Below are 24,516 nucleotides of genomic sequence, written 5' to 3' on the forward strand. Positions count from 1 at the left end.
GTGTTCGCCGGCGTGCTGGCCGCGGACTGGCAGCGCGGCCACGAGACGGCGTTGCGCCGGGCGTGTGTGGCGGGCGCGCTGGCGACCCTGGTGCCGGGCGCAGGTGACTGCGCGCCGTGTTCGGATGACATCGACGACGAACAGGAAGGGAGGCGGCGTGACCGACGCTCCGCGACCGCCCGAGGGTGACTGGCTGGGAACGAAGTTCCTGCGCTTCGACAGGGAGGGCCCGTTCGGCGTCTGCACGCTGGACCGCCCCGAGGCGCGCAACGCGATGACCCCGGCGATGTACTTCGGCATCAAGTACGCCGTGAAGCACGTCGACGCCGACCCGGACCTGGCCGGGCTACTGATCACCGGGACCGGCGATGTGTTCGCCCCCGGCGGGGACATGGGCGGTGGCGGCGAGGACAACTGGCTGACCTTCGGATCCGCGCTCGGGATGGACGCGTTGCCGTTCGACACGCTGCGGCAGTCGGTCAAGCCGGTGGTGGCGGCGGTCAACGGGTTGTGTCAGGGCGGCGGGATGCAGATCGCGCTGTGCGCCGACATCGCCGTGGTGAGCGAGCGGGCGACGTTCCGGGTGCCGGAGTTGTACCGCGGCATCGCCGACACGTACTACAGCCACATGCTGGCCCGCCTGATCGGGCCGGTCCGCACCCGCGACCTGATGTTCACCGGCCGCACCCTGTCCGCCGCCGAGGCGCTGGACTGGGGCATGGTGGCCCGCGTGGTTCCCCACGACGACCTGCATGACACGGCCCGCGAGGTGCTGGCGCAGTGCTGCCGCACGGCGCCGGGCGCGCGCTCGGTGATCAAGTCGAGCATCGACGACTACGTCGGCCTGTACGACCGCATCGGCATGCAGGCCAGTCTGGGCGCACCCGAGTCGATCGAGGGCTTCATGGCGTTCAAGCAGCGGCGCTCCCCCGAGTGGGTGCATCCCGACCTGCGCATCGACGGGCGCCTGTAGCGCTCAGCGTTCCGGGACCTCGCGTTCGATCTCGTCGAGCCAGGTGCGCGCCGACATGTCCGACGGCGCCCGCCAGTCACCGCGCGGCGACAGCGAGCCGCCCGCCGACACCTTGGGGCCGTTCGGCAGCGCCGAGCGCTTGAACTGGCTGAACGAGTAGAACCGCTGCGCGAACACCTGCAGCCAGTGCCGGATCTCCTCGATCGAGTACGACGGCCGCTTGCTCTCCGGAACACCGAACGGCCAGTCACCGCGCTCGGCGTCACTCCACGCGTGCCAGGCCAGGAACGCGACCTTCGACGGACGGAATCCGTAGCGCAACACCTGGAACAGCGAGAAGTCCTGCAGCACATAGGGTCCGACCTTGCCCTCGCTGCTCTGGATCTCCTCGTCCTCACCGGCGGGCACCAGTTCCGGGCTGATCTCGGTGTCGAGCACCGACTGCAGCACCTCGTTGACCTCGTCCTCGAACTGGTTCGACGCGATGACCCACCGGATCAGGTGCTGGATCAGGGTCTTGGGCACCCCGCCGTTGACGTTGTAGTGCGACATCTGGTCGCCGACACCGTAGGTGGACCAGCCCAGCGCGAGCTCCGAGAGGTCACCGGTGCCGAGCACGATGCCGCCGCGCTGATTGGCCAGCCGGAACAGGTAATCGGTCCGCAGACCGGCCTGCACGTTCTCGAAGGTGACGTCGTAGACCTTCTCGCCGCGGCTGAACGGGTGGTCCATTTCCTTCAACATCAGTTCCGCGGTCGACTTGATGTCGATGGTCTCGAACGTCACCCCGAGCGACTCGGCGAGGCGAATCGCGTTGTTCTTCGTCCGGTCGCCGGTGGCGAAGCCGGGCAGGGTGAACGCCAGGATGTCGCTGCGCGGGCGCTCTTCCCGGTCCATCGCGCGGGCGGCGACGATCAGCGCATGGGTGGAGTCCAGGCCGCCGGACAGTCCCAGCACGATCTTCGGGTAGTCCAGTGCGCGAAGCCGTTGTTCCAGGCCGGACACCTGGATGTTGTAGGCCTCGTAGCAGTCCTGCTCGAGGCGGGCGGGATCGACGGGCACGAAGGGGAAGCGCTCCACCTCGCGGCGCAGGCCGATGTCGCCGGTAGGCGGGTCCAGGGTGAACTCGATCCGCCGGAACGCGTCGTCGTCGATGCCGTGGTGGCGGCGGTTGTCGTCGAACGTCCCCATCCGCAGCCGGTCGTTGCGCAGCAGCTGCAGGTCGACGTCGGCGACCGACCGGCGCTCCCCCTTGGGGAACCGCTCGGACTGCGCCAGGCACACTCCGTTCTCCCAGATCATCGTCTGCCCGTCCCAGGCCAGGTCGGTGGTCGACTCACCCTCGCCGGCCGCGGCGTAGACGTAGGCCGCCAGGCATCTCGACGACGCCGAACGGGCCAGCAGGCAGCGGTCCTCGGACCGCCCGATGGTGATCGGGCTGCCGGACAGGTTGGCCAGCACCGTGGCGCCGGCCAGCGCGGCCTCCGCGTGCGGCGGCACCGGGACGAACATGTCCTCGCAGATCTCCACGTGCAGCACGAAGTGCGGCACGTCGGTGGCGGCGAACAGCAGGTCCGGACCGAACGGCACCCATTCGCCGCCGAGGCGGATCTCGCCGCGTTCGTCGTCGCCGGCGCCGATCTGGCGCTTCTCGTAGAACTCCCGGTAGGTCGGCAGGTAGGACTTGGGCACCACCCCGAGCACCCGGCCGCGGTGGATCACCACGGCGGTGTTGTAGACGCGGTTGCGATGCCGTAGCGGCGCCCCGATCACCAGCACCGGCAGCAGATCCGCCGACTGTGCCACCACGTCGCGCAGCGCGACCTCGACGCTCTCCAGCAGCGCGTCCTGCAGGACGATGTCCTCGATGGAGTAACCGGACAGCGTCAACTCCGGGAACACGGCCAGCCCGACGCCGTCGTCGTGGCATTCGCGCGCCAGCCCGAGCACCGACTCCGCGTTCTTCACCGGGTCCGCGAGTGCGGTGTGATGGGTGCAGGCGGCGACGCGCACGAAGCCGTGACGGTAGGCCGAATAGAAATCCATGCCTCATTGTTGCCCGGAAACTTCGCGGGGTATGCAGCACACATGAGTGGAACCGTCCTCCTGGTCATCGACATGATGAACACCTACCAACATCCCGATGCCGAGAAGCTGGCGCCGAACGTCGAGAAGATCATCGATCCCCTGGCCGGGTTGATCGCCGGCGCACGCGAGCGCGACGACGTGGAGCTGATCTACGTCAACGACAACTACGGCGACTTCACCGCCGAATTCAGCGACATCGTGCGCTCGGCACTCGAGGGTGATCGCAAGGACCTGGTGGAGCCGATCGCCCCGCCGGAGAAATGCCGGCTGATGACGAAGGTGCGCCACAGCGCTTTCTATGCGAGCCCGCTGGCCTATCTACTCGGCCAACTCTCGCCCGACCGGCTGATCCTCACCGGCCAGGTCACCGAGCAGTGCATCCTCTACACCGCACTCGACGCCTACGTGCGGCACTTCCCCGTCGTCGTCCCGCCCGACGCGGTGGCGCACATCGACGCCGAACTCAGCGACGCGGCGCTGACGATGATGAAGGAGAACATGAGCGCCGAGATCATCCCGGCCGCCGAGTGCCTGGGGTGACCGGTCGAATCGGCTGACCTCGAACGGGATTCGGTTCGTGTTGGCCCGCAGTTCGTCAGCTCGCACCGCGCCCGATCCGCCGATTTCGCCTCGGCCGCGCAGGGTCGATGCCACACCACCCGACCACTGCTGGAGGAACCATGACCAAGCTCGCGGTGCAGCGCCCGTCGCGCACCTTCCTGCCTGAACTGTCCGACCTGTCGCAGCTGTTCTCCGGCTTCCCGGCGTTCCCGAACTATCCGACCATGGCCGGCCTTCGGCCGTTCTCCGACAGCCACCTGATCCGCATCGAGGACGAGGTGCTCGACGGCCGCTACGAGGTGCGCGCCGAGCTGCCCGGGGTGGACCCCGCCGAGATCGGCGTCACGGTGCGCGACGGTCAGCTGACCGTCAGGGCCACCAGGGCCGAGAAGATCGCGAGCAACGGCCGCTCCGAGTTCCGCTACGGGGCGTTCACCCGCACCGTCCCGCTGCCCGTCGGCGCCGACGAGGACGCCATCACCGCGACCTACGGTCGGGGCGTGCTGACCATCGCGGTGCCGGTGCACGGTGACGAGCACACCGGCAAGCAGGTCGAGGTGCAGGCCGTCGACGGCGACGTGACCGTCACCTCTCACAGCGAGTAGCACCTTTCGGAAACGGCTCCGGAGCTGCGGTTCCGGGGCCGTTGTCGGACCTGCCCCTACTCTGGTGGACGTGGAATCGCCCGAACTCGTCGCCCTGCTGCGGGGTCGGCGCGTCGCGGTGCTCACCGGCGCGGGGATGTCCACCGACTCCGGCATCCCGGACTACCGCGGCCCGGACTCGCCGCCGAGCAATCCGATGACGATCCGCCAGTTCACCGGCGACCCGGTGTTCCGGCAGCGCTACTGGGCCCGCAACCACGTGGGCTGGCGGCACATGGCCGCGACGCTGCCGAATGCCGGCCACCGCGCGCTGGCCGCGCTGGAGCGCGCCGGCGTGGTCAGCGGACTGATCACCCAGAACGTCGACCTTCTGCACACCAAGGCGGGCAGCAGGCACGTCATCGACCTGCACGGCACCTACGCGCGGGTGATCTGCCTGGACTGCGGGCACACCATGTCCCGGGCGGCGCTGGCCGACCTGCTGGAGGCGGCCAACCCGGGCTTCCTCGAGCGGGCGGAGGCGGTCGGCGGGATCGCCGTCGCCCCCGATGCGGACGCCGTCGTCGGCGACACGTCGTCGTTCCGCATCATCGACTGTCAGCGCTGCGGCGGCATGCTCAAACCCGACATCGTGTACTTCGGCGAGAGCGTGCCCAAGGAGCGGGTGGACCGGGCATACGCGGTGGTCGACGCGGCCGACGTGCTGCTGGTGGCGGGATCGTCGCTGACCGTTTTCTCCGGATACCGGTTCGTCCGGCACGCCGCGGCGCGCGGCATGCCGGTCGCGATCCTCAATCGCGGCCCCACCCGCGGCGACGACCTGGCGACGGTGAAGCTCGACAACGGTTGCTCGCCGATGCTGGCGCTGCTGGCCGACGAGTTGCCTGCGCTGTCCGCCTCCGCTTGACTGCCCGGGTGACTTCCGTGCTGGACCGCTGGCGTCCCGACCCAGGCCCCGCAGACGGGAGGTGGGCCGCCGGTGTCGGCGACACCCTCGCCGCCGTGCTGCGGCCCCCCGATGTGCTCGCTAAGCCGCTGCGCCTGCTGAACCACTTCGGCGGGGTGGCCATCAGTGCCGACGCCGTCGAATTCGACGGGGATGACGTCGAGTGGGCCGACGTCGCCGACATCGAGACGGTCAGCCTGTTCGGCTACCTGTTCTCCGGCGCCCTCGACAAACAGCTGAACAAGCTGCCGCTGCCCCGCTTCCCGGGCCGCAGCCTGGTGGTCGGCGTCGCGTCGGACGCCGCGCTGACGGCGATCGTCGCCGCCACCGGTGATGCGCTGCGCAAGCTGGACGTGAAGATCCCCGCCGAAGTCAACTATCAGGGGCTGGTGCGGCGCCGCACCCTGTCGCCGGGCATCCTGGCCACGCTGCTGCTCGCCGACGGCGCCGTGCGGTCGTCGCTCACCGCGACCGCCGAGGCGAAGGGCATCCGGGTCCGGCCGTCCGACGACGACCCTCTCGAGGAGGCCGAGCTGCGCGCCTCCCGGATCAAGCGGTTCGTGGGACGCCTGACGAACCGCTAGATGGCGACCAGGTCGTCGGCGTGCACGGCGGGCCTGCGCATCTCGGCGGGCAGGTCGGAGGTGGAGCGGCCGAGCATTGTCGCCAGTTCCGAGTGGTCGTAGGCCACCACTCCGCGGGCCACCATCGTGGCGTCCTGAGCCCGCAGTTCGACGACGTCGCCGCCGTAGAACCGGCCCGACACCGCGGTGATGCCGGCGGACAGCAGTGAACGCCGTTGGCCGACAACGGCGCGCACGGCACCGTCGTCGAGGGTCAAAGCGCCCGCGGCCTCCGCGGCGTAGCGCACCCAGAACCGTCGCGCCGACATGCGTTCGGCGCGTGGGGCGAACACGGTTCCCACCGACGCGTCGGCCAGCGCGGCGGACGCATCGGCGGCGGCGGCGAGCAGCACCGGCACCCCTGCGTCGGCGGCGAGCAACGCCGACGACAGCTTCGACGCCATGCCGCCGGTGCCGAGGTGACTGCCGCGGCCGGCGACCACGCCGTCCAGATCGTCGGGACGCGCCACCTCGGCGATGAACTGCGCGTTGCCTTTTCGCGGATCGGAGTCGTACAGGCCGTCCACATCCGACAGCAGCACCAGCGCATCGGCGCCGACCAGATGCGCCACCAGCGCCGAGAGCCGGTCGTTGTCGCCGAACCGGATCTCATTGGTGGCCACGGTGTCGTTCTCGTTGACGATCGCCACCGCGTGCAGTGCCCGCAACCGGTCGAGAGTGCGCTGGGCGTTGGTGTGCTGAACCCGCATCGAGATGTCGTGGGCGGTCAGCAGTACCTGCCCGACGGTGCGCTGGTAGCGGGCGAACGCCGCGCTCCACGAGTTGATCAGCGCGACCTGTCCGACACTCGCGGCGGCCTGCTTGGTCGCCAGATCGGCGGGCCGGCGAGACAGCCGCAGCGGTTCGATGCCGGCGGCGATCGCACCGGAGGACACGATCACCACGTCGGAGCCCGCCTTCATCCGGGACTCGATCGCGTCGGCCAGCGTCGCCAACCGGCCTGCGTCGAACACCCCGGCCGGAGTGGTCAGCGCGGTGGTGCCGATCTTGACGACGATGCTGCGTGCGGTGCGGACGGCCTCGCGGTGCATGGAGCGTGCGGAGCCGACCCCGTCCTGGGTCACTCGTCACCGCCGGAGCGGCGGCGCTCCCGCCTGGCGACCTTGCGCTCGGCGGCCCGGACGCGGTCGGTCTGCTCGAGGCGGATGTCGGTGCCACGGCCGGACAACGGCATGTCGACACCGGCCGGGGTCTGCGGCTCCCAGTCGAAGGTCATGTCGCCGATCGTGACCGCGCATCCCGGCTTCGCACCGAGCTTGAGCAGTTCGTCCTCGACCCCCAGCCTGTTGAGCCGGTCTCCGAGATACCCGACCGCCTCGGCGTTCTCGAAGTCGGTCTGGCCGATCCAGCGTTCGGGTCGCGCGCCGCGCACCACGAATCCTCCACGGCCGTCCGATTCCACGGTGAACCCGCTGTCGTTCACCGCGACCGGACGGATGACGGGGCGCCTCGGCACCACCGGCGGCTGCGCCTCCCGGTAGGCGCTGACCAGCTCCCACAGCGCGAAGGTCAACGGCCGCAACCCGTCCCGGCTCACAGTCGAGACCTCGAACACCGGCCACCCGAAGCGGCGGACCACTTCGTCGCGGACAAAGTCGGCAAGTTCGCGCGCGTCGGGCACGTCGATCTTGTTGAGCACCACTGCACGTGGCCGTTCGGTGAGGTCGCCGAGCGCCGTGTCACCCTGCAGCGTCGGGGTGTAGGCGGCCAATTCGGCTTCCAGCGCCTCGATGTCGGACACCGGGTCCCGCCCCGGTTCCAGCGTCGCGCAGTCGACGACGTGGACGAGGACGGCGCACCGCTCGATGTGTCGCAGGAACTCGAGGCCGAGGCCACGGCCCTCGGACGCACCAGGGATCAGCCCGGGCACATCGGCGACGGTGAACGTGTTGTCCCCGGCCGACACCACGCCCAGGTTCGGAACCAGCGTGGTGAACGGATAGTCGGCGATCTTGGGCTTGGCCGCCGAGATCACCGACACCAGCGATGACTTGCCCGCCGAGGGGAAGCCGACCAGACCGACATCGGCGACGGTCTTGAGTTCCAGGGTGAGGTCGCGGACCTGACCCTTCTCCCCGAGCAACGCGAAGCCGGGCGCCCTGCGGGCCCGTGACGCCAGCGCCGCGTTGCCAAGGCCACCGCGTCCACCGGCGGCCGCTTCGAATCGCGTGCCCGCACCCACCAGGTCGGCGAGGACGCGGCCCTGATCGTCGAGCACCACCGTGCCGTCGGGCACCCGCACCTCGAGGTCAGCGCCCGCGGCGCCGTCGCGATTGCTGCCCGCGCCCTGCTTGCCGGACGGCGCGACGACATGCGGATGGAAGTGGAAGTCCAGCAGAGTGTGCACCTGCGGATCGACGACCAGCACGATGCTGCCGCCACGGCCGCCGTTGCCGCCGTCGGGACCGCCGAGGGGTTTGAACTTCTCGCGGTGCACCGAGGCGCAGCCGTGACCGCCGTTGCCCGCGGTCGCGTGAATCACGACGCGGTCGACGAAGCGGGGCATTGCAGTACTCCTCCGAAAGTAACGCCGGGGCGGAAAAGCGCTCGCGAGTCCCCCGCAGCGTCACCGTCGCGAAGCTTAAGCCTCCGGGCGGGCGACCGGGACGATGTTGACGAGCTTGCGCCCGCGCTTGATGCCGAACTCGACGGCGCCGGGTGCGGTGGCGAACAGCGTGTCGTCGCCGCCGCGGCCGACGTTCACGCCGGGGTGGAAGTGGGTGCCGCGCTGCCGCACGATGATCTCGCCGGCCTTGACGACCTGGCCGCCGAACCGCTTAACACCCAGCCGCTGAGCGTTGGAGTCGCGACCGTTGCGCGAGCTGGAAGCGCCCTTCTTGTGTGCCATGTCCGTTCGCTCCCCTACTTGATTCCGGTGACCTTGAGCACGGTCAGCTGCTGACGGTGCCCCTGGCGCTTGTGGTAGCCGGTCTTGTTCTTGAACTTGTGGATACGGATCTTGGGACCCTTGGTGTGCTCGAGCACCTCGCCGGTGACCGCGACCTTCTCCAGCTCCTTGGCGGCGCTGGTGACGTTCGCGCCGTCCACGACGAGTGCGACGGGCAGCGAGACCGAGGCGCCTGCGTCGGCGTCGAGCTTCTCGACCTTCACGATGTCACCGACGGCGACCTTGTACTGCTTGCCGCCGGTCTTGACGATTGCGTAGCTCGCCATCGATGGTCTACCTCTTCGTATCGCGGGCGCGCGCTACCCGGGGGGCGCGAGCGCGGGTCTTGGGGTGCGGGCTTCAGATGCTTGAACATCTGTTCCCGCTGCCACCGGCCCGGATCACATGCAGCCTGGTGACAACTGGTCAAGGGTACGTGACCAGCGGGTAGAGGGTCAAACCGCCAGCGGTCTCACACTCAGTCGCCTGCCGGTGGGCCCGCCGGCCGGGCCGCGGCACGTCGCCGCGGACGCCGGCTCGAGACGGCGATCACCTCGGGCTCGACGTCTTCCTCGTCGTCGGAGTCCTCGTCGTCGTCCTCGTCGGATTCGTCATCATCCGAATCGTCATCCGAATCGTCGTCGTCTTCCGAGTCGTCGTCGGAGATGACGTCGATGTCGTCGTCGATCTCGTCCTCGTCCTCTTCATCGGCGTCGAGCTCAACCTCGTCCGAGTCCTCGTCATCGGAGTCCTCGTCGTCGGAGTCGTCGTCGTCGGAGTCGTCATCGTCCGAGTCCTCGTCATCGGAGTCCTCGTCGTCCGAGTCTTCGAAGTCCTCGTCGGCCAGTTCCTCGCCGACGGCTTCGTGCAGCTTCTCGTCGTCTCCGCGCTCGCGGCCGGCGGTGGTCTCGTCGTCCTCACCGTCGTCGGAGTCGTCGTCTTCGGGCCTGCCGTTCGCCGCCGCCATCGCCTTGAACATCGGATGCTCGCCGGCCGGGTGGCTCGGCACCTTGGCGACCGGGACCTCTTCGGGCTTGGCGCCCTTCTTGCCACGCTTGCCGCGCCTGCCGCCGCCACCGCCGGCGCCGCCGCCGCCCGAGTCGGACTTGCGCCCGCCGCCCGACGACGTGGAGTCGACCGGGTCGCCGTGCAGCAGGATCCCGCGACCGGCGCAGTGCGGGCACGCCGTGGAGAACGCCTCCACCAGCCCGGTGCCCAGCTTCTTCCGGGTCAGCTGAACCAGCCCGAGAGAGGTCACCTCCGACACCTGGTGGCGGGTGCGGTCACGGGCCAGCGCCTCGGTGAGACGCCGCAGCACCAGATCGCGGTTGTTCTCCAGCACCATGTCGATGAAGTCGATGACGATGATGCCGCCGATGTCGCGCAGCCGGAGCTGGCGCACGATCTCCTCGGCGGCCTCCAGGTTGTTCCGGGTGACCGTCTGCTCGAGGTTGCCACCGGATCCGGTGAACTTGCCGGTGTTGACGTCGACCACGGTCATCGCCTCGGTGCGGTCGATCACCAGGGTGCCGCCCGAGGGCAGCCACACCTTGCGGTCCATCGCCTTGGCGAGCTGTTCGTCGATGCGGTGAACGGCGAACACGTCGGGGGCCGACCCGCCGTCCGCGGATCCGGCGGGCTCGTACTTCGTCAGCCGCGGCACCAGGTCGGGGGCGACGGCGTTGACGTAGCTGTCGATCGTCTTCCAGGCCTCGTCGCCGGACACGATGAGGCTGGAGAAGTCCTCGTTGAACAGGTCGCGGATCACCTTGACCAGCACGTCGGGCTCTTCGTAGAGCGCCATCGCGGCGCCGGCCTTCTTGCCGATGACCTCGGCGGACTTGGCCTCGATCTGGTTCCAGCGCTCTTGCAGCCGGTTGACGTCGGAGCGGATGTCCTCTTCCTTGACGCCCTCAGACGCGGTGCGGATGATCACGCCGGCGTCCGACGGCACCACCTCGCGCAGAATCTCCTTGAGCCGCTGGCGCTCGGTGTCGGGCAGCTTGCGGCTGATGCCCGTGGACGACGCACCCGGCACGTACACCAGGTAGCGGCCGGCCAGCGACACCTGCGTCGTCAGCCGTGCGCCCTTGTGTCCGACGGGGTCCTTGCTGACCTGGACGACGACGTAGTCGCCGGGCTTGAGGGCCTGCTCGATCTTGCGCTGGGCGCCGCCGAGTCCGGCGGCCTCCCAGTTCACCTCGCCGGCGTAGAGCACACCGTTGCGGCCGCGGCCGATGTCGACGAACGCCGCCTCCATCGAGGGCAGCACGTTCTGCACGATGCCGAGGTAGATGTTGCCGACCAGCGACGACTGGGCCGCCGACGTGACGAAGTGCTCGACGACGACGCCGTCCTCGAGCACGGCGATCTGGGTGTAGCGCGCGCCTTCGTGGGGAGGTTCGCTGCGGACCTTGTCGCGCACCACCATCACGCGTTCGACGGCCTCGCGGCGCGCGAGGAACTCCGCCTCGGACAGGATCGGCGGCCGGCGGCGGCCCGCGTCGCGACCGTCGCGGCGGCGCTGCCGCTTGGCTTCCAGCCGGGTGGACCCGCTGATGCCCTGGATCTCGTCGGGGTCCTTGGCGTTCTTCGCCGACTTCTCCCGCGGAGGCCGTTCGTGCACGACGGTGTTCGGCGGGTCGTCGGGAGAGCCCGACTCACCGTCGTCGCCGGTGCCCGACTTGCGGCGGCGGCGCCTGCGCCGGCGGCGGGTGGCGCCTTCGGAGTCCTGGCCGTCGTCGTCGCCGTTGTCGTCGTCGGAGTCGTCCCCGTTGTCCTGATCGGCGGATTCGTCCTGATTGTCGGGCTGGTCGTCGCCCTCGGAGTCACCGGCGTCGTCGTTCTGCTCGCCGCGGCCGCGGCCACGGCCACGGCGTCCGCGCCTGCGCCTGCGTGCGGCGGGCCGGTCGGCCTGGTCGTCATCGGAGTCCGACGCCGTCTCGGGCTCGTCGTCCTCGTCGTCGTCGTCATCGTCGTCCGGCGCCTCGGCCGTGACCGGCTGCGGCGCGACGAACAGCGGAAGGTAGGCGGCGGGGGTGGGAGCCGTCTCCAGCATCAGCCGGGATTCGGGTTCCTCGGCGGCGGCCGGTTCGCCCTGCTGCTCGGCGGCCGGTTCGGCAGCCGCCTCGGCGGCCGGTTCGGAAGCCGCCTCGGCGGGCCGGTCCGACGGCTGCTCGGTCGCAGGCGCTTCCGCGGCGCCGTCGCCCTCTGCCGATGCCAGGGCGTCGCGCACGCGTTCGGCGTCGCTCTTGTCGATGGTCGAGTGCGCGCTGCGCGTGCGGCCGTCGAACTGCGCCAGCGCGTCGAGCACCCGCTTGCTGGTGGTGCCGAGCACCCTGGCCAGCGAATGGACCCTCAGCCGGTCAGGCAGGCCGTCCTGCGGCTGGGCCGGTGTCGCCGGCTCCGCCGCTGAAGGCTCTTCGGTGTGGGCTGCAAAGTTGTCACTGTCGGCCACGTATTCTCCTCGAGCCCCCGGGCGCGTCGTATCGACGCGGCCACGCGAGGGCTTGCGCTCTTGTGCCCGGCGGTCACTTCTCCGGACTTGTTGTGGTCTCGCTCCGGGCGGCCCCAGGTCAGGACCTACTCGGTGCCTGGCTGAATGACGGCTGGACGGTCTGCGCCACACCGTTCGGGACGGTGGTCGCGCTCGTCGAAGTCTTCATTCGGGTGGGCCGGCCTCGGATGAAGGCCGCTCACCCGAGACCAGTATCCCACACCATCGGCGCCCGACCGACCAAGCGCCGCAAACTCGCGGTTCGGCCGGTCTAGCCGCCCGGGAACCAGAGCTCGATCTCGCGCACCGCGGAGTCGGGCGAATCCGAGCCGTGGACCAGGTTGTCCTGGGTGACGAGGGCCAGGTCGCCGCGGATCGTGCCGGGCACGGCCTTCTCGACGGGGTCGGTTCCGCCGGCGATCTGGCGGAAGGCGGCAACGGCGCGCGGTCCCTCGACGACGGCGGCGAGCACCGGTCCGGAGGTGATGAACTCGAGCAGCGACGGGAAGAACGGCTTCCCCTCGTGTTCGGCGTAGTGCTTGCGCGCGAGTTCCTCGCTCACGGTCTTCAGCTCGAGGGCCGCGATGGTCAGCCCCTTGCGCTCGATCCTGCTCAGGATCTCTCCGACCAGGCGACGCTTCACACCGTCGGGCTTGATGAGTACCAGGGTCCGCTCAGTCACGGAATGAGAGCGTACCGGTCACTCCTGAACGCCATCGTCCGAGTCGCGTCCCTGCGGCCCGACGGCGGGCGGCTGCTGGCCCGGCAACAATCCGTGGTCCTGGCGCCGTTTCACCTCGGCCCGCAGGTACAGGATCAGCAGCCACACCCCGGCGAAGAGCACCCCGATGAATCCGATCGCGCCGTGCAGCACCGCACCGGCGATCACCGGCAGCTGCAGCCCGAGGTTCGCCCAGATCGCCCACGACCGTCCCTGCAGCCCCGCCAGCAGCACCATCAGCACCGCGAGGCCGACGAGGTAGCCGATGCTCGGCGGCGTCAGGCCCGGTTCGCCGACCGCGACCACCGGCAGCGCCAGCAGCACCACGATCGCCTCGAGGATCAGCGTGCCTGCCATCACGCCGCGGAAACTGCGCCACGGGTCGGGACCCTGCGGCACGGGCTGTTCGCTCATTGCGGGTCCCGTCCGAAGAGCGTGCGGGCCGCGCCGGCGGTCACGACCGAACCGGTGATCACCATGCCCGCGCCGGACAGTCCCTCGCCCTCCTGACCGGCCTCCTCGACGAGCGCGGTGGCCGCCTCGATCGCGTCGGGCAGCGTGGCGGCGGTGAGCACCCGGTCGGGGCCGAACCGCTCCTGGGCCAGCAGCTCCAGCGCGTCGACCTCGAGGGCGCGCGGAGAACCGTTGTGCGTCACCACGATCTGGTCGAACGCCGGCTCCAGTGCCGCGAGGATGCCGTCGACGTCCTTGTCCGCCATCACCGACACGACGCCGACCAGGAACCGGAAGTCGAACTCGTCGCCCAGCGCCGACGCCAGCGCCGCCGCTCCGGCCGGGTTGTGTGCGGCGTCGATGAACACCGTCGGCGCGTTGCGCATGCGCTCCAGCCGGCCGGGGCTGGACACCGCGGCGAATCCGGCCCGCACCGCCTCGACATCGAGCTGGCGTGACGCGCCCGCCCCGAAGAACGCCTCCACCGCGGCCAGCGCGAGCACCGCGTTGTGTGCCTGATGTTCGCCGTGCAGCGGGAGGAAGATGTCGGAGTACCGGCCGCCCAGCCCCTGCAGTTCCAGCAGCTGCCCGCCGACGGCCACCTGGCGGCTCAGCACCGCGAACTCGGAATCCTCCCGGGCGACCGCGGCGTCGGCGCGCACCGTCTGCTCCAGCAGCACCTCCATGGCCTCGGGCGCCTGGCGCGCGATCACCGCCACGGTGTCGGTGGGCACCAGGTCGTCCTGGTCCTGCCGGACGATGATGCCCGCCTTCTCGGCGGCGATCTCGGCAATGGTTCCGCCGAGGTAGTCGGCATGGTCGAGGCCGATCGGGGTGATGACGGCGACGGGCGCGGTGACGACATTGGTGGCGTCCCAGCGCCCACCCATGCCGACCTCCACCACGGCCACCTCGATCGGCGCGTCGGCGAACGCCGCGAACGCCATCGCGGTGAGCACCTCGAACTTGCTCATCTTGGGGCCGCCGGCGGCCTCGGACTGCTGGTCGACGAGTTCGACGAACGGTTCGATCTCGCGGTACGTCTCGACGTACTGCGCCGGTGTGATCGGTGCGCCGTCGATCGAGATGCGCTCCACCGCCGACTGCAGGTGCGGGCTGGTGGTGCGTCCGGTCCGCCGGTGCAGGGCCGTGAGCAGGGCGTCGACCATGCGGGCCACCGAGGTCTTGCCGTTGGTGCCCGCGATGTGGATCGACGGGTACCCGCGCTGTGGCGAACCGAGCAGTTCGAGCAGCGCGCTGATGCGCGTCGTGCTCGGCTCGAGCTTGGTCTCCGGCCAGCGCTGGTCGAGCAGGTGCTCGACCTGCAGCAGGGCGGCGATCTCGTCGGGGGTCGGCTCGACCGTCATCGCAGGGCAGCCAGACGGCCCGAGATCCGCTCGACCTCTTCGCGGGCCAGCTGCTGACGGGACCGGATCTTCTCGATCACGGCTTCGGGCGCCTTCGACAGGAAGGCGTCGTTACCGAGCTTGCCCGTGGTCTGCGTCAGCTCCTTCTCGGCGGCCGCCAGGTCCTTCTGCAACCGCTTGCGTTCGGCTTCCACGTCGACGGTGCCGGAGGTGTCGAGTTCGACGACGACCGTGCCGCCGGAGAGCCGCACCTCGACGGCGGCCGAGGCGGTGAACCCCGCTTCGGCGTCGGTGAGCCAGGCCAGCGACCGCACCGCGGGCACCTGTGCCTCGAGACCGGCCGTGGAGACGCCGGACAGCCGGGCGGGAACCCGCTGGCGGTCTCCGAGCCCCTGGTCGCTGCGGAACCGGCGCACCTCGGTGATGAGCCTCTGCATGTCGGCGACGCGTTGCGCAGCAACCGCATCGGGGGCGAATGCGGCGGGCTTCGGCCAGTCCGCGATCACCAGCGACTCCCCGTCGGTGAGCGCCTTCCACAGCACCTCGGTGACGAACGGCATCACGGGGTGCAGGAGTTTGAGCAGGGTGTCGAGCACCGCGGCGAGCACCGCCGTCGTGTGTGAAACGCCCTCGCCGAGTTGCACTTTCGCGAGTTCCACGTACCAGTCGCAGAATTCGTCCCAGGCGAAGTGGTACAGCGACTCACACGCTTTGCTGAACTCGTAGCTGTCCAGCGTCGAATCCACCTCTGCCCGAACCTCTTCGAGTCGGCCGAGGATCCAGCGGTCGGCGTCGGTCAGCGCGGCGGCATCGGGCAGCGGGGCCGGGGCGGCACCATTCATCAGCGCGAACCGGGTGGCGTTGAACAGCTTGGTGGCGAAGTTGCGCGACGCCCGGGCATGGTCCTCACCGATGGACAGGTCGCCGCCGGGGCTGGCGCCGCGGGCCAGGGTGAATCGCAGCGCGTCGGCGCCGAAGATCTCCACCCACTCCAGCGGGTCGATGCCGTTGCCGCGGGACTTGCTCATCTTGCGGCCGTGCTCGTCACGGATCAGGCCGTGCAGGAACACGTTCTCGAAAGGCACCTGCGCACGCCGCTGCCCGTCGAGGGTGATCGCCGGATCGTCGGCGACGAAGGTGCCGAACATCATCATCCGGGCCACCCAGAAGAACAGGATGTCGTAGCCGGTGACCAGCACGGTGGTCGGATAGAACGTCTCGAGTTCGGCGGTGCGCTCCGGCCACCCGAGTGTGGAGAACGGCCACAGCGCCGAGGAGAACCAGGTGTCGAGGACGTCGGGGTCCTGTTCCCAGCCCTGCGGCGGGGTCTCGTCGGGGCCCACGCACACCGTCTGGCCGTCGGGGCCGTGCCAGATGGGGATCCGGTGGCCCCACCACAGCTGCCGGGAGATGGTCCAGTCGTGCATGTTGTCGACCCAGGCGAACCACCGGGGCTCCAGGCTGGGCGGGTGGATCACGGTGTCGCCGTTGCGTACGGCGTCACCTGCGGCCTTGGCCAGCGATTCCACCTTCACCCACCACTGCAGGCTCAACCGCGGCTCGATCGGTTCGCCACTGCGCTCGGAGTGTCCGACGCTGTGCAGGTACGGCCGCTTCTCGGCGATGACGCGGCCCTGCGCGGCGAGCACCTCGCGCACCCGCACCCGCGCCTCGAATCGATCCATGCCGTCGAATTCGGTTCCGGTGTCGGCGATCCGACCCGTGGTGTCCATGATCGTCGGCATCGGCAGCTGGTGGCGCAGCCCGATCTCGAAGTCGTTCGGATCGTGCGCGGGGGTGATCTTCACGGCGCCGGTGCCGAATTCGGGGTCGACGTGCTCGTCGGCGACGACGATCAGCTCGCGGTCGACGAACGGGTGCGGCAGAGTCCGGCCCACCAGATGGCGGTACCTGTCGTCGTCGGGGTGCACGGCGATCGCGGTGTCGCCGAGCATCGTCTCCATCCGGGTGGTGGCCACCACGATGTGGGGTTCGTCGTCGTTCATGGAGCCGTAGCGGAACGACACCAGCTCGCCCTCGACGTCCTCGTACTTCACCTCGAGGTCGCTGATCGCGGTCTGCAGCACCGGTGACCAGTTCACCAGCCGCTCGGCCTGGTAGATCAGTCCGGCGTCGTAGAGCCGTTTGAAGATGGTGCGCACCGCCCGTGACAGGCCGTCGTCCATGGTGAAACGGTCCCGACTCCAGTCCACTCCGTCGCCGAGGCGGCGCATCTGGCCGCCGATCGTGCCGCCCGATTCGCGCTTCCAGTCCCAGACCTTGTCGATGAACAGTTCCCGGCCGAAGTCCTCCTTGGTCTTGCCGTCGACGGCCAGTTGCTTCTCGACCACGGTCTGGGTGGCGATACCGGCGTGGTCCATGCCGGGCAGCCACAGCACCTCGTAGCCCTGCATCCGCTTGCGCCGGGTCAGAGCGTCCATCAATGTGTGGTCCAGGGCGTGGCCCATGTGCAGGCTGCCGGTCACGTTCGGCGGCGGCAGCACGATGGAGTACGGCGGCTTGCCACTGGACGGGTCGGCCCGGAAGTAGCCGGCTTCCACCCATCCCCGGTACAGCTCGTCCTCTACCGCGGCCGGGTCCCACTGTTTGGGCAGGGCGTCGGCTCGGGCGTCAGGGGTGGCGGTCACCGGTCAATTCTAGGGATCGACGTGCACGGAGGCCCCACGGGTCCTGGTCAGTCCCAGGCGCGGCTGAACTTGTACCACGGGCCTGTGAACGGCGTCTCAATGCTGTTCAACTCACCTTGATGCTCGGACTCGGACGGCCCGTCCGGCAGATACGCCAGTCCGTTGGTGCCGAGGAACCCACCCGGGATGGTGAAGTACACGTCACGGCCGTACGTGCTGATCTGACTGACCCGGTACGTCCCGATCCGGCCGGCGAAACGCGCGGGATCCGCGCCGCCCTCGATCGAGGTGACGGCGTGCTCGAAGCCGGGTCGCGCCTGGGCGAAGCGCAGGCGCGCAGGCGCGTCCACGCCGATGAGGACCGCGGTGGCGCCGAAGATCAACGGCACGACGAGGGTTCGGGCGAAGAAGCGCCTGGCGGTGATCGCACTGGCGACGGTCCGGAAGAGCCAGCAGGCGACCACGACGGAAGTGGCGCCGAAGGCCAGTAACGCGGTGCCGAACGCCGTCCCCAGTGAACTGTTCGCCCAGCAGAAGGCGGCGGCGCACAGCAGTGCGGCGCCGGCGAGCAGCCACCCGGGCGGCCGCCGCAGGAAGCGGCTGATCAACGACTGCTGCGCGGCCTGCGGTGCATACGGCGGCGCGCCGTACGGGTTCGGCCCGTACTCACCCGGCGCCGGTGTCCAGTTCGGGGGCGGCGGTGGTGCGCCTATTTCTTGCCGCCCAGCATGCCGCCGAGGATCTCGCCGATCACGTTGCCCTGGTTGCCGCCGCCCTGGTTGCCGCCGAGCACGCTGCCCAGGATGCTGCCCAGCGGGTTGTCTCCGCCGCCGCCACCGGAGCCGCCGAGGATGCTGCCCAGCACGTCGCCGAGCCCTCCGCCCGAGGACTGCTGCTGCGGCGCCTCCGCGGGGGCGGACTGCTTCTGGGAGAGCTGCTTGCCGATGTAGGCGAGCACGATCGGGGCGAGGATGGGTAGGAGTTGCTTGATCAGATCGCTGCCGCCGGCGCCCTTGCCCCCGAGCGCCGAGGCGACCGCGCCGCTGTCGTTGCCGCCGAAGATGTTCGCGACGATCTTGTCGCCGTCCTTCTTGTCGACCTGGTCCACGCTGACACCGCCGTCGAGCAGCCCGCTCGCGGCCTGCTGGTGGACCGCGGACTCGAGCTCACTGGAGTCGATGCTGTCCGCCTGCACGTTCTCCTGGACGCCACCCACGAGTGCGGGCACAAGCGTGCGGATGGCGTTGTCCACCTCACCCTGATCGGCGCCGAGTTGCCTGGCGATGTCCTGAACCGGGATCTGTGCGAAGAGTTCGTCGAGGCCTGCCATGTTTCCCACCTTCGTCGCTGAAGCGCCAATGGTGGTCACCCTAGTTGACCTGATCTTGTCCGACGTCTGTTCGGCCGGGCCGGCTCAGCCCAGCCGCGACGTCTCCAGCGAGACCTCGGCCACCGGGAACCTGGCCAGCAGGGCGTCGCCCATCGCCGCCGCAGGGGTGAGCACTCCCCGCAGGTCGGACAGCTTGTCACGGTCGAACGCCAGCGCCAGCCCGCACTCGCCGAGCAGCACCGACGTCGCCTTGTAGCCGGGATCGCCCTGCTGGGACATCCGGCTGACGTAGCGGGCGCCGCTGGTGGTCGTGGTGTAGGTCTCCACCGTGTAGTGGCCCTGCTCCCGGGCTTTCTCGCTCGGCCCGGTGCCCGCCTTGGGCAGGACGCGCTCGACGGCCTTGCGGGGCAGCTTGTCGAAGAAGCGCGTGCCCAGCGCGAACACCGCGCCGTTGACGCCCGCGCCGAGCGCCGCGGCGGCGGGAGCGGCGACCGACCGGCCCACGCTCATCACCTCGCCGTACTCGAACCGGCGGCCGTAGGGGTATTCCAGTAAGGCGTTGCTGCGCCGCACGATCCGGGTGTTGGCCGCCGCCATCACGAATGCCGTGGTCCAGTACCCGGCCAGTTCGGGCGCGATCTCGGCGCCGCGCCGCCACCGCAGGTCGGGTTGGGCGCCGAGTTCCGGTTCGGCGGCGCGGTCCGGAGTCAGGGTGTACGGGTCGATCATCTGCCGCCGGGCATCGGGGTCCGAGGCCGCCGTGCGCATCACCTCGGTCATCGATGCGAGCGTCCCCCCGGACACTCCGCCGGCGAACGAGCGGACCACCAGCGTGGTGTCGCCGAGGTCGCCCGCGCCGTCCTCGACGGCCTTGCGATACAACGCGTACACCGTGAGATCGGATGGCACGGAATCGAATCCGCAGGAATGCACGATCCGTGCACCGGTGTCGGCGGCCTGCTTGTGGTAGTGGTCGATACTGTCGCGGATGAACATCGTCTCACCGGTCAGGTCGGCGTAGTCGGTGCCCGCCGCGGCACAGGCCGCGACCAAGGGCAGGCCGTAACGGGTGTACGGGCCGACGGTCGTGATCACCACGCGGGTCTGCGCGGCCATCGCGTCGAGGGTCGACGGCTGCGAGGCGTCCGCGCTGATCAGCGGCCAGTCCGCGGCGTTCGGGCCGAGCGAGTCGCGGACCGCGAGCAGCTTGTCCTGCGATCTCCCGGCCAGCGCGATGCGCGCGTCCCCGCCGGCGCGGGCCAGGTACTCGGCGGTGAGCCGGCCGGCGAAGCCGGTGGCCCCGTACAGGACGATGTCGAATTGACGCTGTTCCTGGCTCATGTGCCCGACGCTACCCGAGCAGTTCCGGCCGCTCGACGTGCCGGCCGAGCACGTGCTGGTCCAGGAATGCCAGCACCACCTGGTACCAGAGTTTGGCGTGCGCGGGGTTGAGCACCCAGTGATTCTCCGTGGGGAAGTACAGGAACCGGTGCGCGGTGTCGCCGTGCTCGTCGGCAGGCAGCGCGGAGTCGGTGAGCAGTTCGTACCACAGCCGCAACGCCTCCCCGATCGGCACGCGGTAGTCCTTGTCGCCGTGGATGACCAGCATCGGCGTCCCGATGCCTGCGACGTGGTGGTGCGGGGAGTTGGCGGCGGCCATCTCGGGGGTCATCTCCCGCGCCCACCAGTAGGCGCCGTCGGTGGTGGGGCCGAACTGGTCGAGCGCCCACAGGCTGGCGTGCGTCACCACCGCGGCGAACCGGTCGGTGTGGCCGGCGATCCAGTTCGCCATGTAGCCGCCGAAGGACCCGCCCATGGCTGCGGTCCTGGTGCCGTCGACGCGCGGGTGGGCGCATGCCGCGTCGGTGGCCGCCATCAGGTCGGTGTAGGGCGCGGATCCCCATGCTCCCCAGCCTCGTTGGACGAAGTGCTGGCCGTAGCCGGTGGACAGCGCGGGATCCGGCAGCAGAACCGCATAGCCCTGCGCGGTGAGCAGCCACGGATTCCACCGCCAGTGCCAGGTGTTCCAACTGCCGAGCGGGCCGCCGTGCACCCACAGCACCAGCGGCGCCGGTGCCGCGTCGGGCGCCGCGTCCGGCAGCGTCAACCAGGACCGGACGGTTGCGCCGTCGGCGGCGGTGGCCGTCACCTCGGTGAGCGTCCCGGGCAACGGGGGCGTGTCGACGGCGGCGAGGACGGTGACCGTGCCGTCGGCGGAGATGCGCACCGGATGCGGCGGGGCGGCATAGGAACTGCGCAGCGCGTAGATCACTCCGCCGGGCGCGGTGCGCACATCGGTGTAGGTGTGGTCGTCGCCGGTGATGCGGTCCACGGCGCCGGTCGCCGGATCGACGCGGAACACCGGCCCGCGGCCGGCATCGTCGGCCGTGACGATCAGCGCCGCGGAGTCCGCGGTCCAGGTCACCGAGGACGGCCACCGGTCCCAGTCGGCGGTCAGCTCGACGAACTGTGCGTCGTCGAATCTGAGCAGACACAACGTGATTCGTGGCGCCTGCGTCGGCGTGGAGTACGTCTCGCGGGTGAACGCCACCGCGGAGCCGTCCGGCGCGATGGCGGGCAGCCCCAGGTCCGCACCGGCGTCCTCGGCGAGCGGCGTGCGCTCCCCCGTCGCGACGTCGACGCGCACCAGCATTCGGCGCACGGATGCGCCGGGTCCGCGCACATCCCACGTGGTCACGGCGAACCTGCCGTCGGCGCTCACGTCGAAGGTGCAGTCATTGAGCGCCGCACCGGGTTCGGGTGTGAGATCGCGCGGGCCGGCGGTATCGAGAAGGTGGGGGTGATCCGGCCCCAGGTCGTGGTCCCAGTGACGCACCGGGTACCCGCTGTGCAGCACGGCCGTCACCTTGCTGTCCTTCCGAAGCGCCCGCCGCCTCGCATCGTCGCCGATGTCGGTGGCCGCGGTCAGCAGCGGCACGGTGACGATGGTCGTGTCGGCTCCCCGGGCGGTGCGCACCCCGGCCACACCGCCTGCCGGCGCGAGCACTTCGACCGCCTCTCCGCCGGCCGCGGGCAAGCGCCACAGACGCGCGGGCGGGCTGTCGTCGCCGGGTGCGGGGCGCGCCGCCACGAACAGCAGATCGCCGTCGGCGGTGAACGCCGGTGCCGACTCCCCTTTGGCCCCGCGGGTCAGCCGTCTCGCCGGCTGCTCGCCGGCCGGATCCAGTTCCCAGATCGCAGAGACGAATTCGGTGCGGCTCTTGTCGAGTTCGGCGATGGTGGTCACCACCCGGCGCCCGTCCGGGGACACCGCGAGGCCGGACACCCGCGGCAGCGCGAGGTACTCGTCGAGGTCTGCGAAGGGCGTCGTGTCGGCGGCGGCAGTCATGTCCCGTTGGTAGCACACGCTACGTTCGACCGATGGCGCAGCGGATACTGATCGTCGGCGCCGGCATCGCCGGCCTGGCCACCGCGGTGGCCCTGCAGCAGCGCGGACACGACGTCGCGATCGCCGAGGCGAAGACCGACACCGGCACCGGGGCCGGCATCAGCATATGGCCCAACGCGCTGGCGGCGCTCGACGAGATCGGCCTCGGCGACGCGGTGCGCGAAGCGGGCGGGCGTGTCACCGCGGGCGCGATGCGCTGGAAGGACGGGTCGTGGCTGCGCCGCCCCGCCGCCGAGCGCATGGTGCGGGCGCTTGGCGAGCCCCTTGTCGTGATCCGGCGCAATGCGCTCACCGAGATCCTGGCCGGGGCGCTGCGCCCGGGCACCGTCGAGACCGGACTGTCGGCCGACGAACTGGTCCTCACCGCCGCCGGCGTGCGGGTCGTCCTGTCGGATGCGACGGTGCGCGACGTGGACGCCGTCGTCGGCGCCGACGGCGTCGGGTCGGTGGTGGCGCGCCACCTGAACGGGCAGCTGAACCACCGCTACACCGGCTACACGGCATGGCGGGCGATCGCCGCCTACCCTCTCGATCCCGATCTCGCGGGCGAGACGATGGGTGCGGGGCGTGAGGTCGGCCACGTGCCGCTGGGCCCCGACCACACCTATTGGTTCGCCACCGAGCGGGCAGCCGAGGGCGGCACGGCGCCGGGAGGTGAACTCAACCACCTCAGGCAACGGTTCGCCTCGTGGGCGGAGCCGATCCCCGCGCTGTTGGCTGCGACGGTCGAGGGTGACGTGCTCCGCAACGACCTCTACGACCGCGACTTCGCGCGTCAGTGGTCACGGGGCCCTGTGGTGCTGGTCGGTGACGCCGCCCATCCGATGCGGCCGCACCTGGGCCAGGGCGGCTGCCAGGGCCTCGAGGATGCGGTGGTCCTCGCCGGGATGGTGCACCGGTGCGCCGACCTGCCGACGGCGTTCGCGGAGTACGCGCGGTTCCGGCGGCCGCGGACGCGGGCACTGGTGCGCGAGGCCGCGATGATCGGCCGGGTGATCAACCTGCGTCCCGCGCTGCTCAGCGCCGCGGCCAGCCGGGCCTCGGTGCTCATGCCGGAAGCGGTGCTGGCCCGTCACCTGGCATCGGTTGCGGCCCGCTCGGCGTTCGCGATGCCCGGCGATCCGCCGCGGTGAGCGTCGTCCTCGGCCCGCTTGCGGTCGACGCAGCAGACCCGGCGGCGCTGCGCGAGTTCTGGGTGGGCGTGCTCGGCGTCCGGCAGCAACAGCGGCTGCTGCACTTCCACCTGCAGCAGCAAGGCCCGATAGCGGCGAAGAACCGCGTGCACCTCGATGTCCGCGTCGACGATCCGGACCGGCTGATCGCACTCGGCGCCCGGCTGATCGCCGCTCATCTGCCTGGCTGGGTCACGCTCGCCGACATCGAGGGCAACGAGTTCTGCGCCTTCCCGGAGCCGGCGCTGCCCCCCGACGCGCCTGCGGAGGCGTTCGCGGTGTGTACCGACAGCGACCGGCCCGAAGCACTGGCGGCGTGGTGGGCGCCGCTGGTTGGTGCTCGTGTCGATGACGGGCCGGACGGCACGCCGCGCTGGCTGCGGGGCTGTGCGGGCTGGGAGGGTCTGATCTGGAAGTTCGTCCGGGTGGACGACGAGCGGGTCGGGCCGAACCGCTGGCGGCCGACGGTCGTGCGGGGCGCCGGCCACCTGCTCGCCGCCGGCGCGGTCGAGGACGGGCCGGATCAGCTGGTCGACCCGCAGGGCAACGAGGTCAGCGTGGCACGCTCAGCGACGTCAGCGGGCTGAGCACCGACGAACACAGCCGGCGCAGGTCGAACAGGCCGAACACGCTCCCGGTGCGGATCGCGTCGCAGCCGCCCGCGGCGGGCGCGGGGGCAGGGCCGCCGACAGTCCAGATCGCCGGCGCACCGCCACGGGGACCACACTTGGGCCAGGCGCCGATGCCCTGCTTGGCGAGCACCCGTTCGGCCACCCGGATCTGCTCGGACCGCGGGGCGGTCGCCGGGTTACCCATGCCGCCATGTGCTGCCCAGGTCGACGGCTTGAATTGAAGGCCGCCGTAGTGCCCGTTGCCGGTGTTGGTCGACCAGTTGCCGCCCGACTCGCATTCGGCGATCGCATCCCAGTTCAGCGAGTCGGCATTCGCCGTCGCCGGGGACAGCAGCATGGGCGCCACAGCGATCACCGCCGCGATGGCGGCGAGCCAGCCTACCCGGACCAGCACTTTTCGCAGTGCGCCGATGATGCCGTTCGTGCAGTTGACGGTCATAGCGGTCCTTCCCCGACCTCGTGACTTATCCGGTGAGTCGTGTGACCGGCGTCACGCGTTACAGGAGAGGCCGAAGTTCTCTGCGGGGCGGAACACATCAGAGGGGCTGAAGAGAAGAAAGTGGCGGGGGGGGGGGGGGGGCCGC

Annotated in this window: 22 protein-coding genes and 1 pseudogene; 8 read left to right on the forward strand and 15 right to left on the reverse strand. The window is 70.3% G+C overall.

Going from position 1 to position 24,516, the window contains the following annotated elements; genetic code table 11:
* Positions 1–189, forward strand: a pseudogene (locus tag Q2100_RS04550) (ribokinase); the annotation flags it as partial.
* On the forward strand, positions 125–973 hold the full coding sequence (locus tag Q2100_RS04555) for an enoyl-CoA hydratase/isomerase family protein (RefSeq protein WP_302913008.1): 849 nt from the start codon (positions 125–127) through the stop codon (positions 971–973). The pseudogene Q2100_RS04550 and the gene Q2100_RS04555, both read left to right, overlap by 65 nt.
* Before the next feature lie 3 nt (positions 974–976).
* Here the strand turns inward: Q2100_RS04555 and Q2100_RS04560 are convergent, their stop codons facing one another.
* Complete coding sequence (locus Q2100_RS04560) at positions 977–3,019, reverse strand: NAD(+) synthase (RefSeq protein WP_302913009.1); 2,043 nt, start codon at positions 3,017–3,019, stop codon at positions 977–979.
* Positions 3,020–3,061: 42 nt separating this feature from the next.
* Here Q2100_RS04560 and Q2100_RS04565 point away from each other — a divergent pair, with 42 nt between their 5' ends.
* From Q2100_RS04565 to Q2100_RS04580, 4 genes are all read left to right on the forward strand, one after another.
* A complete protein-coding gene (locus Q2100_RS04565) occupies positions 3,062–3,601 on the forward strand; it encodes a cysteine hydrolase family protein (protein ID WP_302913010.1) in 540 nt (179 codons plus the stop codon).
* 140 nt (positions 3,602–3,741) lie between these two features.
* A complete protein-coding gene (locus Q2100_RS04570) occupies positions 3,742–4,227 on the forward strand; it encodes an Hsp20/alpha crystallin family protein (RefSeq protein WP_264015388.1) in 486 nt (161 codons plus the stop codon).
* A gap of 70 nt (positions 4,228–4,297) precedes the next feature.
* On the forward strand, positions 4,298–5,134 hold the full coding sequence (locus Q2100_RS04575) for an NAD-dependent protein deacetylase (protein WP_302913011.1): 837 nt from the start codon (positions 4,298–4,300) through the stop codon (positions 5,132–5,134).
* Positions 5,135–5,142: 8 nt separating this feature from the next.
* Positions 5,143–5,757, forward strand: coding sequence for a hypothetical protein (locus Q2100_RS04580; RefSeq protein WP_302913012.1), 615 nt, complete (start codon positions 5,143–5,145; stop codon positions 5,755–5,757).
* Here Q2100_RS04580 and proB read toward each other — a convergent pair.
* The 13 genes from proB to Q2100_RS04645 all read right to left on the reverse strand — a co-directional run bounded on the left by proB (position 5,754) and on the right by Q2100_RS04645 (position 22,068).
* Positions 5,754–6,848, reverse strand: coding sequence for a glutamate 5-kinase (proB, locus tag Q2100_RS04585; RefSeq protein WP_302913021.1), 1,095 nt, complete (start codon positions 6,846–6,848; stop codon positions 5,754–5,756). The genes Q2100_RS04580 and proB overlap by 4 nt on opposite strands.
* Positions 6,849–6,877: 29 nt before the next feature.
* On the reverse strand, positions 6,878–8,323 hold the full coding sequence (gene obgE / locus Q2100_RS04590; protein ID WP_302913013.1) for a GTPase ObgE: 1,446 nt from the start codon (positions 8,321–8,323) through the stop codon (positions 6,878–6,880).
* 75 nt (positions 8,324–8,398) lie between these two features.
* Entirely contained in the window at positions 8,399–8,665 is a 267-nt protein-coding gene (gene rpmA, locus Q2100_RS04595) for a 50S ribosomal protein L27 (protein WP_264015393.1), read from the reverse strand.
* 14 nt (positions 8,666–8,679) lie between these two features.
* Positions 8,680–8,991 (reverse strand): 50S ribosomal protein L21, encoded by a 312-nt coding sequence (gene rplU / locus Q2100_RS04600; RefSeq protein ID WP_264015394.1) that lies wholly within the window; start codon positions 8,989–8,991, stop codon positions 8,680–8,682.
* A 191-nt stretch (positions 8,992–9,182) separates the two neighbouring features.
* Positions 9,183–12,161: a ribonuclease E gene (locus Q2100_RS04605; protein ID WP_407667574.1), complete on the reverse strand. Its 2,979-nt coding sequence runs from the start codon at positions 12,159–12,161 to the stop codon at positions 9,183–9,185.
* Positions 12,162–12,471: 310 nt separating this feature from the next.
* The gene (ndk, locus tag Q2100_RS04610) at positions 12,472–12,882 is read right to left on the reverse strand and encodes a nucleoside-diphosphate kinase (RefSeq protein WP_269893357.1); all 411 of its coding nucleotides are present in this window, start codon (positions 12,880–12,882) and stop codon (positions 12,472–12,474) included.
* Between the two features lie 18 nt (positions 12,883–12,900).
* Positions 12,901–13,335, reverse strand: a complete 435-nt coding sequence (locus tag Q2100_RS04615; RefSeq protein ID WP_264015396.1) for a DUF4233 domain-containing protein — start codon at positions 13,333–13,335, stop codon at positions 12,901–12,903.
* Entirely contained in the window at positions 13,332–14,741 is a 1,410-nt protein-coding gene (gene folC, locus Q2100_RS04620) for a bifunctional tetrahydrofolate synthase/dihydrofolate synthase (protein WP_302913014.1), read from the reverse strand. Before folC ends, Q2100_RS04615 begins: the two co-directional genes overlap by 4 nt.
* The gene (locus Q2100_RS04625) at positions 14,738–17,389 is read right to left on the reverse strand and encodes a valine--tRNA ligase (protein ID WP_302913015.1); all 2,652 of its coding nucleotides are present in this window, start codon (positions 17,387–17,389) and stop codon (positions 14,738–14,740) included. The genes folC and Q2100_RS04625 overlap by 4 nt, the downstream gene beginning before the upstream one ends.
* 47 nt (positions 17,390–17,436) lie before the next feature.
* Positions 17,437–17,997 carry a hypothetical protein gene (locus Q2100_RS04630; protein WP_302913016.1) on the reverse strand — a complete coding sequence of 187 codons (561 nt, stop codon included), beginning with the start codon at positions 17,995–17,997 and terminating at the stop codon, positions 17,437–17,439.
* Positions 17,998–18,098: 101 nt separating this feature from the next.
* On the reverse strand, positions 18,099–18,719 hold the full coding sequence (locus Q2100_RS04635; RefSeq protein ID WP_302913017.1) for a DUF937 domain-containing protein: 621 nt from the start codon (positions 18,717–18,719) through the stop codon (positions 18,099–18,101).
* An 84-nt stretch (positions 18,720–18,803) separates the two neighbouring features.
* The gene (locus Q2100_RS04640) at positions 18,804–20,060 is read right to left on the reverse strand and encodes a saccharopine dehydrogenase family protein (RefSeq protein WP_264015401.1); all 1,257 of its coding nucleotides are present in this window, start codon (positions 20,058–20,060) and stop codon (positions 18,804–18,806) included.
* Between the two features lie 10 nt (positions 20,061–20,070).
* Entirely contained in the window at positions 20,071–22,068 is a 1,998-nt protein-coding gene (locus Q2100_RS04645; RefSeq protein WP_302913018.1) for a S9 family peptidase, read from the reverse strand.
* Between the two features lie 32 nt (positions 22,069–22,100).
* Between Q2100_RS04645 and Q2100_RS04650 the strand changes: the two genes are divergently transcribed.
* Positions 22,101–23,261 carry an FAD-dependent oxidoreductase gene (locus Q2100_RS04650; protein WP_302913019.1) on the forward strand — a complete coding sequence of 387 codons (1,161 nt, stop codon included), beginning with the start codon at positions 22,101–22,103 and terminating at the stop codon, positions 23,259–23,261.
* Complete coding sequence (locus tag Q2100_RS04655) at positions 23,258–23,887, forward strand: VOC family protein (protein ID WP_302913020.1); 630 nt, start codon at positions 23,258–23,260, stop codon at positions 23,885–23,887. The genes Q2100_RS04650 and Q2100_RS04655 overlap by 4 nt, the downstream gene beginning before the upstream one ends.
* On the opposite strand, the gene Q2100_RS04660 is transcribed toward Q2100_RS04655, so the two are convergent.
* Positions 23,853–24,371: a transglycosylase family protein gene (locus Q2100_RS04660; protein ID WP_407667575.1), complete on the reverse strand. Its 519-nt coding sequence runs from the start codon at positions 24,369–24,371 to the stop codon at positions 23,853–23,855. The genes Q2100_RS04655 and Q2100_RS04660 overlap by 35 nt on opposite strands.
* Between the last annotated feature and the right edge of the window lie 145 nt (positions 24,372–24,516).

Origin of the sequence: Mycolicibacterium arseniciresistens, from assembly GCF_030519285.1 — a bacterium.
In the GTDB taxonomy this organism is placed as follows: domain Bacteria; phylum Actinomycetota; class Actinomycetes; order Mycobacteriales; family Mycobacteriaceae; genus Mycobacterium; species Mycobacterium arseniciresistens.